The following is a 12,219-nucleotide window of genomic DNA, read 5'->3' as shown; positions in this document are numbered from 1 at the left end:
CTGCCTGTACTGGCCCTTTCGCGGCCAGCGCAGGCAGCCGATCACTCGGCGGCGAATACGAGGGTGAAGCGGGTAGGCCCCAACGGGCTGCTACTCACTTCGACCCTTCCACCGTGCAACTGCATGATCGACCTCACGATCGCCAGCCCCAGCCCGGTTCCGCCCTCCAGCCGCGAGCGCCCCGAGCCCACCCGGTAAAACCGCTCGAACAAGCGCTGCTGGTGCTCGGCCGCGATGCCAGGCCCCCGGTTCTCTACCGATAGACGTATCTCACCGCCCGCGCGCTCGATATGCAATTCGACGGGCTCATGCTCGGGACTGTGCCGAATGGCATTGCTCAGAAGGTTCGACAACACCCGCTGGAACATCAACCGGTCACCGAGCGCCGTGCCCCAGCCGCGAACCCGTAGCTCAACCGCTTTCAGCTCGGCACTGAAGGCAAACAACTCGACAACCCGTGCCGCCTCGTCAGCCAACGCCAAGGGTTTCAGTGCCACCTGCGCCTGCGGCTGGCTGACCTGGGCGAGGAACAACATGTCGTTGATGATGCGGTTGAGCCGGGTCAGCTCATCGATGCTGTCTTCCAGTACTTCGCGGTAGTTGGCGGTGTCCCGCTCACGGGCCAGGGTCACCTGTGCCTTACCCATCAGGTTGCTCAATGGCGTACGCAGTTCGTGGGCCAGATCGTCGGAAAACTGCGACAGCTGGCTGACACCTTGGTCGAGGCGGTCGAGCATCACATTGATACTGTGCGCCAGTTCTTCCAGCTCAAGCGGCAGACCACTGTCGGGCAGGCGATGCTGCAGGTCCTGGGCCGAGACCTGCCCGGCAATGCGCCGAAAGTGCCGCAGCGGCTTGAGGCCGCGCTGCATCAGCCACCAGGCGCCCGCACCGATCAGGACCAGCAGCAGCGGCAGCGCCAGCAAGGTGGAGTGCAGGTAGGCCTGCAACAGGGCGTTATCGTCGGCGCGGTTGAGCGACATCATGACCTTGACCGGGGTGTCGTCGCGCAGCTGCATCAGCCGGGTCACGGTGAGGATCTGGTTACCGCTGCTGTCGCGCCAGGCGTAGAAGGCCAGGCGGGCATGGGTGGGCAAATCGCCGACCTGCGACTCTAGCGCCGGCCCCAGGCTTAGCAAGTGCGGGTGTCGGCTTTCGAGGGCCAGCACGCTGAGGCTGAGGTTATCGTGCCCCATCACCAGGTCGAGCAGTGGGTGGGCCCGGCTGCCCAAATCCTCGCTGCGCAGGTCGACGCGCAGGTTGTGCTCGACCTGCAGCATTTTGCGCGTCAGGTCCTTGCGTGCGCGGCTGTCCAGCTCGTGATCGAGGGCGAACACGGCCAGGCAGCCCAGTAACAGCACCAGCGCAGCGCCCATCAGCGTCACGCTCAGGCCCAGACGTAGCGACAGGCTGGCGGTTTTCAAAAGCGGGCTTCCAGGACGTAGCCGACGCCGCGCAAGGTATGAATCAGCTTGTTGTCGAAGGGGTCGTCGATCTTTGCCCGCAGGCGCCGGATCGAGACCTCGACCACATTGGTGTCGCAGTCGAAGTTCATGTCCCACACCAGCGAAATGATCTGCGTGCGCGAAAGCACTTCGCCGGTCTGGCGCATCAGCAGGTGAAGTAGCGCGAACTCTTTGGCGGTCAGGTCGATGCGCTGCCCGCCGCGGTAGGCACGATGGCGGCCGGGGTCCAGCTCCAGGTCAGCGACACGCAGGGTGCTGGGCTGCAGTTGCTGGTCGTTGCGGCGCAGCAGGCTGCGGATGCGTGCCAGCAGTTCAGGGAACTCGAACGGCTTGAGCAGGTAGTCGTCAGCGCCCAGATCCAGGCCTTTGACCCGGTCGGCCAGGCGGCCGTGAGCGGTGAGCATCATGATGCGCGTAGAAGATTCGGCGCGCAGGCGCTGCAGTACGGTCCAGCCATCGAGCTCGGGCAGGTTGACGTCGAGGATGACCAGGTCGTAAGGCTGCTGGCGGGCCAGATGCAGGCCGTCGGTGCCGGTATGGGCGCAGTCGACCACGTAGCCGTTTTCGCGCAGGCCTTGGTGCAGGTAGTCGGCAGTACGCAGTTCGTCCTCGATGATGAGTAGGCGCATGGGGGGCTCGGTTCGATGAAAGGGCGCGATTCTCGACCCTGTAGTGACATCAGGGTCAAGGGGCAGGATGTTACGGCATGAGAGCAGGGCTGCAGCGCAGATAACGGATTTGTAATCCTGGCGTTATCTGGCTGTCTGTTCCGGCCTCTTACCGAGCAGGCCCACGACGAGGCCTGCATCAAACCCCACATTGCAGGACTGTAATCCCCGCCTCACCTTGCCGTTAGCCAGCCTCTGCCAGGATGGCCCTGTCTGATCGGTTATCACGAGGCAAACACGATGCACCTGACCAAGTACCTGCTGCTGGCCGCCCTGGCCCTGGGCAGCGCCAGTGTTTACGCCGAGGGCGGTGCGGAACGCTCCAGGCAGTTCTGGCAAGCGTTCCGCGAAGACCAGCAGCGCCTGCACGGTGACAAGCAGCAGGCCATGGCCGAACGCGAGCGCAAGGCGCAAGAGAACGCCCGCGAAGTGGCCAAAGACTAGGCAACAGCACCTGCGCTGCGACAGCTCCTCGGCGCAGGTGCATTCAGGCGCCCGGGTGGGCGCCTTTTTTATTTGCGCGCCACCAGCGTGGCGCGGCGTGGGGCCGGCAGCCCTTCGACGGTCTTGCTATGGTCATGCGGATCGAGGAAATCGCCCAGCGACTGATAGCGCATCCATTCGGTGCTGCGCTGCTCCTCGACGGTGGTCACGCTCACGTCGACGCAACGCACATCGCTGAAGCCGGCCCGGCGCAACCAGCGCTCAAGCGCGGGCACTGACGGCAGGTACCAGACGTTGCGCATCTGGGCGTAGCGGTCTTCAGGGACCAGTACCTGGTTTTCGTCACCCTCGATCACCAGCGTTTCCAGTACCAGCTCACCCCCTTTGACCAGGCAGTCCTTGAGCGCCAGCAAGTGCTCGATAGGTGAGCGGCGGTGATAGAACACGCCCATTGAAAACACCGTGTCGAAACCTTCCAGGTTGGCCGGCAGTTCTTCCAGGGCGAACGGTAGGTGCCAGGCGGGGAGTTCCGGCAGGTACTGCTGTACGGCCTGGAACTGGCAGAAGAACAGCCAGTTGGGGTCGACGCCAATCACCATGTCGGCGCCGGCACCGAGCATGCGCCACTGGTAGTAGCCGTTGCCACAGCCTACATCGAGCACGCGCTTGCCCTGGAGGTTCAGGTGAGGGCCGACCCGGGACCATTTCCAGTCCGAGCGCCATTCGGTATCGACGTGCACACCAAACAGGTCAAACGGCCCTTTGCGCCATGGCGACAGGCCCATCAATGCCTGGCGCATCTGTGCGCGGCTGCTGTCGTCGCAGTCGCAGTCCAGGCGTAATCCGTTGACCAGGTCGATTTCGCTGGGTTTCAAGGCGGGCAGGGCATCGAGTGCGCCGCGCCAACGGTCGAGGTCACCGTGGCCCTTTTCCAGCTTGGCGTCCAGTTGTGCTTGCAGGCCTTGCGACCAGGAAGCCAGGGGCGTGCCCGCCAGGCGGCGGACGAGGGGGGACAGATCGATCATGGCAGGGCTATCAACGAGGCAAAGTTAAGGCATTGGAACCAAGGCACCACTTTCGAGAAACCGGCGGCACGCAGGCGCTCCTGGTGGGCTTCGAGGGTATCGGGGCGCATCACGTTTTCAATGGCGCTGCGCTTCTGGGCGATTTCCAGTTCGCTGTAGCCATTGGCCCGCTTGAAGTCCAGGTGCAGTTCATTGAGCAGGTCCTGCTCTTGTTCATCGGCAAAGCGCAGCTTCTCCGAGAGGATCAGCGCGCCGCCAGGCAGCAGCGCCTGGCGGATGCGGCCCAGTAATGCCAGGCGCTGGTCGGGGGCGATGAACTGCAGGGTGAAGTTCATCGCCACTACCGAGGCGGGCTCGAAGGGCAGGGCAAGGATATCCGCTTCCAGCACTTGCACCGGCAGCAGCTCCTGGAACATCGAGTCCTGGGCGGTGAGGTACTGGCGGCAGCGCTCGACCATGGCGGCGGAATTGTCCACCGCAATCACCCGGCAGCCGTCGCTGCGCACATGGCGACGTAGCGACTGGGTGACAGCGCCCAGCGATGCGCCCAGGTCGTAAAGCGCAGTCCCTGGCTGGGCGAAGCGCGCGGCCAGCACGCCGAGGTTTTCGACGATGGTGGGGTAACCGGGCACCGAGCGCTTGATCATGTCCGGAAACACGCGCACCACGTCCTCGTTGAAGACGAAGTCAGGCACCTGCTCCAAGGGTTGGGAGAAAAGGCGGTCTGGTTGTTTGCTCACGGTGGGCTCGATACAGGGTGAAACGGGAGCGCATTTTATCCAATGGCTGCGCATCTTGCCATGGCAATGCTTCAGGGTCGGAGCATTCATGCGGATGGCAGTGAACTTTCCCACACTGTTTAGTTATTCGAGCCACTGTATTGAGTGGCGTGCGGGTGGAAACTTCAGTGGCCTTTAATCTATTGAGTTCATAGGTGATTATGAATACCGCCACAGGGCAGGAAGAACTGCCGGTAGAAGAACTGGACCTGGTGTCCAAAGTCAAAGTGTTGCCCGAACGCTATTTCTCATTCATTGAAAGTCGGCTGGGCGGCAGTCAGCAAGTTGGCGGTTTACTGACGCCTGAAAATTTGAAAGTTATCAAGCGCTACGTCAGTACTGTCCATCAGCTCCCCCGTACGCAGGTGGAGATAGAGAGGGAGGCTAATTACGCCGCCTTGGGTATCGAGGCGTCGATGGTCAATGACCTTTATGTCGCGCTGCATCGGCATGCCAATGAATGGGACAAACTGGAACGCAGCATAAAGCAGTTGGGGCCAGAAGTTGAACTGTTCGCCGAAAGCCTGGTACAGCGTGGCGGTAGCCTGTTGGAGAACCTTGAAAGCAGCGAAGTTTTCATGGCGATCAGGAAACGCAAGGCCGAGCAGGGCGACGATGTTTACACCGCGCAGCTGAGCGAAGAGGAGCAAGCGCAAATCGCCAATGTCCTGACCCGGGGCATTTCCGAGCTGGTCAGGGAAATTGAAGGTACCCAGCGGCGGATCGATGCCGTCGATGCCCGCGCGAACTGGTTCAACAGTGAAATCAAACGGGAGCTCAAACCGCGCATGGGGCGCTTGTTGAAGCACTTCGACGAGAAAGTTTCCCCGGAGAAAACACTGGTAAAGCGCAGGCAACTCGATGCGTGGGACGAGCAGATCGATGAGCTGAAATCCGAGTACGATGCCAATGTGGGTTACGCGTTCACCGGTATCCTGCTTGGGCCGATTGGCTTGGTGATAACCGGTGGTGTGTTCGGTACCAGGGCAGAAGAAATCAGGGCCACCAAGAATGCGCTCATTGAGCAGCGCGAAGAATTGGCGCGTGAGTTGGGCAACCTCGAGCCGGTCCTGAAAGATGTCGAGCGTGTTTCGACGCTGATCAGAGACTTGCAGTTCAGGTGCAAGGACCTCTCGGCGGCCACTAAACGGTTGGCGGATGTGTGGTTGTTCCTCGCTTCGTATGCCCATAACTCTGTCAGTGAGGCCAAAGAGCTGAGCACGATAGCCCAGCTTGAATCCTTCGTGCATGACTTCTCGGAAGTTATCAAGCCGTGGACAAAGATAGGCAGTATTTGCCATGTACTGTCCGAGTTGTTCAATGAGTTGGTTGAAGAGTACGAGGAAGCCTGATATGGATGTTGCCAAGACTGAAACCGTCATGCCCGATTTTTTACACATGCAAAACGTGCAGGAACGCATGTTCGAGCTCATGGAAGATTGGGAGATGAAAGTGCTTCCCGCAGCGCGCGAGCAGTTGGTTGAACTGCGCGCGCTGTTGCTGGTCGTCGAACGCGCGTTCAAGGAGAGCCTGATAGGCGGCATCGTGTTGCTGGACGAGCGGGATTTCATCCCGGGGAACGGGGGCATCGGTACGCACCACAGGCTTGCCAGTGTACTGGAGCGCTTGGGCCAGCATCATGCGCGGCTGGCAAATAAAAACCTGCGGCTGGAGCTGTTCTCGCTGTCGGCCATTGTCGACGCATTGGCGGCCGCGGAAGCACGAACGGATGTTCTTCAAGAACAGGCGGTCGCTTTCGATCAACGGTTGGCGACGTTGCGTCAACAGCGGGCAGATATCACCCAGGCTATCGAATTGTTCGAGAAGCCTTCGATTGCCAGCGCACTGAAGGGCCTCATCCCGAGTGACGACGAAATCGATCAGATCACAGGGTTGATCACCGACCCGAAACTTGACGCTGGCTTGCTCAAGGTTGTGACGCAGAAGCTCGCCAGTCACGCAGATGCGCTGGAGGGCGCCAAGACATTCAGCGACCTGGGCAAGGCCCGTGCCCGGCTCGATGCCAGAATCGATGAAGCATTGGGTGACCAGCGGCAGGTGCAGCGAGCCTTGCAAGCGGCGCGGAATGAACAGGAGGCAGTAAGCGCTTTGGCTGGTCTTGTGCCACTCAAGAATGAGTGGCTAAACGAGCTTCGCAAGGTTGAACTGGAGTGGCTGGCTCAGGCCGCGCCACTCAGTGCGACGATGGACCTGGACGCTGCTACGACTGCATTGAGGAGCCTGTGCGAATACCTGATGGTGGTACAGCTGAGGTATGACCGCATCTGATCCTGCTCAACGGACGACAACCTTGCAATCGAAGGTTTGCACCGGGGCAACGTCTGCGGCCCATGGCTGCTGGTAGACCAGCACCAGTTGTGCATCCCCGGTGCTGTTGGCCAGGAAGCGCCAGGTGGAAACACCGGCACTGCCGACCACGTCTTCATCCTCGGGTGCGCTGTATACCTCCGGGCCGAGGCTGCGGAGTACACTCGATGCGGGATTTTCTACACGCCAGCGATAGCCGGTTGAAGGGTTGCTGGGCAAGCTCAGGGTCAGTGCCTGGCCGACTTGCAGGCGCGTGGGGCATTCACTTTCGGCGTCCAGTTCGACGGGCTGCGTCGGCTGTTGGGCGCAGGCAGAAAGCAGGGCGAAGCTCAGGGGAACGAGCAGACGGGCGGTGGTCATGTTGGCTCCGGAGGCTGGCGATGCCCTCAGGATAACCGATGTTCGGTGCACAGTGCGCCTGACGCGGTCAGTGCAGCAGCGGCCATGTGTCGTGAAAGGACCGCAAAGCCGCTCCTGCACCGATTGCGTCAGCCTCAGAACAGGACTTTCGCCACGTCAGCAAAGCGTTTGGCGAAGTGCACCGTCATGCCCTCACGCAGATAGTCCGGCAGTTCTTCGAAGTCACCACGGTTAGGTTCCGGCAAGATCAGTTCGAAGATCTTCTGCCGCCGTGCTGCAATGACCTTCTCGCGCACACCGCCAATCGGCAGCACCTGGCCAGTGAGGGTCAGCTCGCCAGTCATGGCCACGCCTTTTTTCGGTGCCTGGTCGCGGGCCAGCGACAGCAGGGCGCTGGCCATGGTGATGCCCGCGCTAGGACCATCCTTGGGCGTCGCCCCTTCGGGGACGTGCAGGTGAATGAACGCTTCGTTGAAGAAGCCCGGGTCGCCACCAAACTGCTTCAGATTGGAATTGACGTAACTGTAGGCAATCTCAGCCGACTCTTTCATCACATCCCCAAGTTTGCCGGTCAACTTGAAGCCACGGCTGAGGGTGTGGATGCGGGTTGCCTCGATCGGCAGCGTGGCGCCGCCCATGCTGGTCCAGGCCAGGCCGGTGATCACGCCTTTGCCAGCCAGCACCTGCTCGCTGCGGAACACCGGCATGCCGAGTGCGGCCTCCAGGTCCTTGGGGCCAATCTTCAGTTTCGCTTGCGGGTCTTCCAGCAGCTTGACCACCGCCTTGCGTACCAGTTTGCCCAGTTGTTTTTCCAGCTGACGGACGCCGGCCTCGCGGGCATACCCTTCAATTACCAGGCGCAGGGCGCTGTCGCTGATGCTTAGGCTGGTCTTGGCCACACCGGCCTTTTCCAGCTGCTTGGGCCACAGGTGGCGTTTGGCGATGGCCAGTTTCTCTTCGGTGATGTAGCCGGACAGGCGAATCACTTCCATGCGGTCGAGCAACGGCCCGGGGATGGAGTCCAGGGTGTTGGCGGTGCACACGAACAGCACCTTGGACAGGTCGAGCCGCAGGTCGAGGTAATGGTCGAGGAAGTCGATGTTCTGCTCCGGGTCGAGGGTTTCCAGCAGCGCCGACGCAGGGTCACCCTGGTAGCTCTGGCCCATCTTGTCGATTTCATCGAGCATGATCACCGGGTTCATCACTTCGACGTCCTTGAGGGCCTGGACCAGCTTGCCAGGCTGTGCGCCGATGTACGTGCGGCGGTGGCCTTTGATTTCGGCCTCGTCGCGCATGCCGCCAACGCTGAAGCGGTAGAACGGCCGGCCGAGCGACTCGGCGATCGACTTGCCGATACTGGTCTTGCCCACCCCGGGCGGGCCTACCAGCAGCACGATCGAGCCGCTGATCTCACCCTTCCAGGCGCCCACCGCGAGGAATTCCAGGATGCGTTCCTTGATGTCATCGAGACCAGCGTGGTACTGGTCGAGCACTTTGCGCGCGTGCTTGAGGTCTAGCTTGTCCTTGCCGTACACGCCCCACGGCAGTGCGGTGGCCCATTCAAGGTAATTGCGGGTGACGGCGTATTCGGGTGAGCCGGTTTCGAGGATGGCCAGTTTGCCCATCTCTTCATCGATACGTTTGCGCGCCTGGGGTGGCAGCGTCTTGCCTTCGAGGCGCTGCTGGAACTGTTCCAGGTCGGCGCTGCGGTCGTCCTTGGTCAGGCCCAACTCCTGCTGGATCACCTTGAGCTGTTCCTTGAGGAAGAACTCACGCTGGTGCTCGCCGATCTGCCGGTTCACCTCGGCCGAGATTTCGTTCTGCAGGCGCGCAACTTCCACCTCTTTGCGCAACATCGGCAGAACCTTTTCCATGCGCTTGAGCATGGGCACGCAGTCGAGCACTTCCTGCAACTGGTTGCCGGTGGCCGAAGTGAGCGCGGCGGCGAAATCGGTGAGCGGCGACGGGTCGTTGGGGCTGAAGCGGTTGAGGTAGTTTTTCAGTTCTTCACTGTACAGCGGGTTGAGCGGCAGCAGCTCCTTGATCGCATTGATCAGGGCCATGCCGTAGGCCTTGACCTCGTCGGTCGGTTCGGCGGGCTGGCGCGGGTACTCGACTTCGACCAGATAAGGCGGGCGATGGTGCTTGAGCCAGGTGCGGATACGGACCCGGGTCAGCCCTTGGGCGACGAACTGCAGCTTGCCATTTTCTCGGCTGGCGTGGTGCACCTTGACCAGAGTGCCGTACTGCGGCAGTGCCGCGGTGTCGAAGTGGCGGTGGTCTTCTGGCGGGGTGTCCATGAAGAACAGTGCCAGGCAGTGGTCGGGGGACTTGGCCACCAAGTCGAGGGTTTCGGCCCAGGGTTCTTCGTTGACGATGACCGGCAGCACCTGGGCCGGGAAGAATGGGCGGTTGTGGATCGGGATCACGTAGACCTTGTCCGGCAGCTGCTGGCCGGGCAGGGCGAGGGCGTGGCCGGGTTCGGCCGGGGTGGTGTGTTCGACTTCGCTGTGTTCGTCGGGGTGTTCCGGGAAATCCTGCTGGTTGCTCATGGGGCACCTGCGTGAATGGCTATGGTGCTTAGATGGGGCGGTGGGGAATGGGTTTCAATGGTAAACGAACGGAGCGGGGGAGGGTTTCATCTTTGATTGCCTGCACCGGCCGTTAGGCCGGTACAGGGGAATGAGCGCTGCAAGCAGGGCTCGGCAACTTACTCAGCCAATTTGTAAGCGATGATGTAGTCACCCATTTTGGTGCCCAGCGAGCCATGGCCGCCTGCGGTCACCAGCACATACTGCTTGCCATCCTTGCCGGTGTAGGTCATCGGCGTGGCCTGGCCACCTGCTGGCAGGCGAGCACTCCACAATTCCTTGCCGTTGTTCACGTCATAGGCGCGCAGGTACTGGTCGAGGGTACCGCTGAGGAAGCCGACGCCACCGGCAGTGACGATCGAGCCGCCCATGCTCGGCACGCCCACCGGCAGGCCGATCGGTACCGGGGTGCTGTCGCGGGTGGTGCCGTTCTTGTGTTTCCACACCACCTTGTTGGTGAACAGGTCGATGGCGGCGACGTAGCCCCAGGCTGGGGCCTGGCACGGTACGCCGAGTGGCGACATGAACGGGTGCATGGTCACTGCATACGGCGCGCCGGTGTTGGGCTGCACGCCGCTGGTCTCGCTCTCGCGCTTGCTGCCTTCGGCAACCTGCTCACGTGGGACCATCTTCGATACGAAGGCCATGTAGTTGGGCGAGGTGAACAGCAGCTGGCGTACCGGGTCGACCGACACGCTGCCCCAGTTGAACACTCCGACGTTGCCCGGGTAGACCAGCGAGCCCTGCTCGGACGGTGGGGTGTACTGGCCTTCGTAGCGCAGCTCGCGGAACTGGATGCGGCACAGCATTTGGTCGAACGGCGTGGCGCCCCACATGGCCTGTTCGGTCAGCTCCGGGCCAAGCAGGTTCAGGTCGGAACGGGCCTGGGTCGGCGAGGTGTGGTCGCCCTTCACCGCGCCTTGCGGGGTGGGGATTTCACGGATCGGCACGATTGGCGTGCCGTCGCGGCGGTCCAGCACGTACAGGCTGCCTTGCTTGGTCGGCACGATGATTGCCGGTTTGACGCCATCGTTGGTCTTGAGGTGCACCAAGGTCGGCTGGCTGCCGACGTCCATGTCCCACAGGTCGTGGTGGGTGAACTGGTAGTTCCAGCGGGCCTTGCCGGTCGCAAGATCCAGGGCCACCACGCCGGCGCTGTACTTCTCGGCGCCCGGGGTGCGATCGGCGCCCCACTGGTCCGGGGTCTGGTTGCCCAATGGCAAGTAGATCATGCCGAGGTCTTCATCGACGCTGGCGATCGACCACATGTTGGCCGAGTTGCGGCTGTACTGCTTGCCAGCGGCCAATGGCTTGGTGTCTTCCGGATTGTTGCTGTCCCAGTTCCACACCAGGTGGCCATCGTGCACATCGTAGGCGCGGATCACCCCGGACGGCTCATTGGTCGACTCGTTGTCGGTGACGTGGCCACCGATGATCACCAGGTCACGGGTGATTGCGGCAGGCGAGGTGGAGTAGTAGCCCCCGGCCGTGAACGGGCCGATGCCGGTGGTCAGGTCGATGACACCCTGGTTGGCGAAGCCATCGCAGACCTTGCCGTTGTCGGCGTTGATGGCGATCAGCCGGGCATCTGCGGTTGGCAGGTAAAGGCGGCGTGGGCAGGCCTGGGCTACGGCCTGGCCTGCGTCGGTGATTTTCGGCGCTGGGCTGCCGTCGCGGCTGACGTAGCGGTTTTCGTCATAATACGAAACGCCGCGGCAAGTCATGTGGGCAAAGCCCTTGAAGGTGCCGGTCGGGCTCTTTACCTGCGGGTCGTAGCGCCAGATTTCCGCGCCGGTGTCCGGGTCCAGGGCCAGCAGGCGGCTGTGCGCGGTGCAGGCGTAGAGCATGCCATTGACCTTCAGCGGGGTGTTCTGGTTGGTCAGCTCCACCGGGTCGTTCTCAGTCGGCAAGTCACCAGTGCGGATGCGCCAGGCTTCTTCCAGGCGGTAAGCATTCTGCGGGGTGATCTGGCGCAGCGGCGAGTAGCGGTCGCCATGTTCGGTACGGCCATAGGCCTGCCATTCACCGTCAGGCATCGACGGGGCGGCGCTGGCCATTTCGCTGCTGTCCCGTCCCAGTTCGCCGAACACCTCGCCGGGGTGGGTGAACTGGCTGCCCAGGGCGCAGGCGCCCGAAGCGACCACGGCAACGCCGAGCAGGGCAGTGTTGACCTTGCTGGCCGGGCCGATCAGCGGGCGACGTGCCCACGGCAGCAGCAACACCACGCCGATGGCGAACCACAGCGCCAGGCGCGGTACCAGTTGCCACCAGTCCAGGCCGACTTCAAGCAGGGCCCACACGGTGCTGCCCAGCAACACCAGGCCGTAGAGGCCCAGCGCGATGCGGCGCTGGGCTAGCAGCAGGGCGCCCGACAGGGCAAAGCCAATACCGGCGATCAGGTAGTAAAGCGATCCGCCTACCTGGCTAAGCTTGATGCCGCCGGCCAGCAGGGCCAGGCCCATCAGTAACAGCAGCACGCCGATCAGGCGCGGTAGCCAGCGGCTTCCATGGTTGGCACCTTCAGTGCTCATCGTAGGTTCTCCGTCAGGTCGATAAAG

The 12,219-nt window shown here is 62.2% G+C and carries 10 protein-coding genes; 3 read left to right on the top strand and 7 right to left on the bottom strand.

Annotation, left to right across the window (positions count from 1 at the left end; translation table 11 throughout):
* Positions 1-41: 41 nt before the first annotated feature.
* Both E8E68_RS14495 and E8E68_RS14490 read right to left on the bottom strand, forming a co-directional pair.
* Positions 42-1,424 carry a heavy metal sensor histidine kinase gene (locus E8E68_RS14495; protein ID WP_266028801.1) on the bottom strand — a complete coding sequence of 461 codons (1,383 nt, stop codon included), beginning with the start codon at positions 1,422-1,424 and terminating at the stop codon, positions 42-44.
* The gene (locus E8E68_RS14490) at positions 1,421-2,095 is read right to left on the bottom strand and encodes a heavy metal response regulator transcription factor (protein ID WP_110742726.1); all 675 of its coding nucleotides are present in this window, start codon (positions 2,093-2,095) and stop codon (positions 1,421-1,423) included. The genes E8E68_RS14495 and E8E68_RS14490 overlap by 4 nt, the downstream gene beginning before the upstream one ends.
* A 279-nt stretch (positions 2,096-2,374) precedes the next feature.
* Between E8E68_RS14490 and E8E68_RS14485 the strand changes: the two genes are divergently transcribed.
* Entirely contained in the window at positions 2,375-2,578 is a 204-nt protein-coding gene (locus E8E68_RS14485; RefSeq protein WP_266028800.1) for a hypothetical protein, read from the top strand.
* Between the two features lie 68 nt (positions 2,579-2,646).
* Here the strand turns inward: E8E68_RS14485 and cmoB are convergent, their stop codons facing one another.
* Positions 2,647-3,603, bottom strand: coding sequence for a tRNA 5-methoxyuridine(34)/uridine 5-oxyacetic acid(34) synthase CmoB (cmoB, locus tag E8E68_RS14480; RefSeq protein WP_266028799.1), 957 nt, complete (start codon positions 3,601-3,603; stop codon positions 2,647-2,649).
* Complete coding sequence (cmoA, locus tag E8E68_RS14475) at positions 3,600-4,343, bottom strand: carboxy-S-adenosyl-L-methionine synthase CmoA (RefSeq protein ID WP_266028798.1); 744 nt, start codon at positions 4,341-4,343, stop codon at positions 3,600-3,602. Before cmoA ends, cmoB begins: the two co-directional genes overlap by 4 nt.
* A gap of 200 nt (positions 4,344-4,543) precedes the next feature.
* On the opposite strand from cmoA, the gene E8E68_RS14470 reads away from it, so the two are divergent.
* Positions 4,544-5,734, top strand: coding sequence for an alpha-xenorhabdolysin family binary toxin subunit A (locus E8E68_RS14470; RefSeq protein ID WP_266028938.1), 1,191 nt, complete (start codon positions 4,544-4,546; stop codon positions 5,732-5,734).
* A 1-nt stretch (position 5,735) separates the two neighbouring features.
* Entirely contained in the window at positions 5,736-6,671 is a 936-nt protein-coding gene (locus E8E68_RS14465; RefSeq protein ID WP_266028797.1) for an alpha-xenorhabdolysin family binary toxin subunit B, read from the top strand.
* A gap of 6 nt (positions 6,672-6,677) precedes the next feature.
* On the opposite strand, the gene E8E68_RS14460 is transcribed toward E8E68_RS14465, so the two are convergent.
* The 3 genes from E8E68_RS14460 to E8E68_RS14450 all read right to left on the bottom strand — a co-directional run bounded on the left by E8E68_RS14460 (position 6,678) and on the right by E8E68_RS14450 (position 12,192).
* Entirely contained in the window at positions 6,678-7,070 is a 393-nt protein-coding gene (locus E8E68_RS14460) for a protease inhibitor I42 family protein (RefSeq protein ID WP_266028796.1), read from the bottom strand.
* Positions 7,071-7,204: 134 nt separating this feature from the next.
* Positions 7,205-9,622: an endopeptidase La gene (lon, locus tag E8E68_RS14455; RefSeq protein WP_266028795.1), complete on the bottom strand. Its 2,418-nt coding sequence runs from the start codon at positions 9,620-9,622 to the stop codon at positions 7,205-7,207.
* A gap of 158 nt (positions 9,623-9,780) precedes the next feature.
* A complete protein-coding gene (locus E8E68_RS14450; RefSeq protein WP_110742739.1) occupies positions 9,781-12,192 on the bottom strand; it encodes a glucose/quinate/shikimate family membrane-bound PQQ-dependent dehydrogenase in 2,412 nt (803 codons plus the stop codon).
* Positions 12,193-12,219 lie beyond the last annotated feature (27 nt).

Origin of the sequence: Pseudomonas sp. BN607 (genome assembly GCF_029871175.1) — a bacterium.
Classification (GTDB): Bacteria; Pseudomonadota; Gammaproteobacteria; order Pseudomonadales; family Pseudomonadaceae; genus Aquipseudomonas.
Note: the sequence above shows the minus strand (reverse complement) of the source record. Positions and strands in the feature narration are given on the sequence as shown.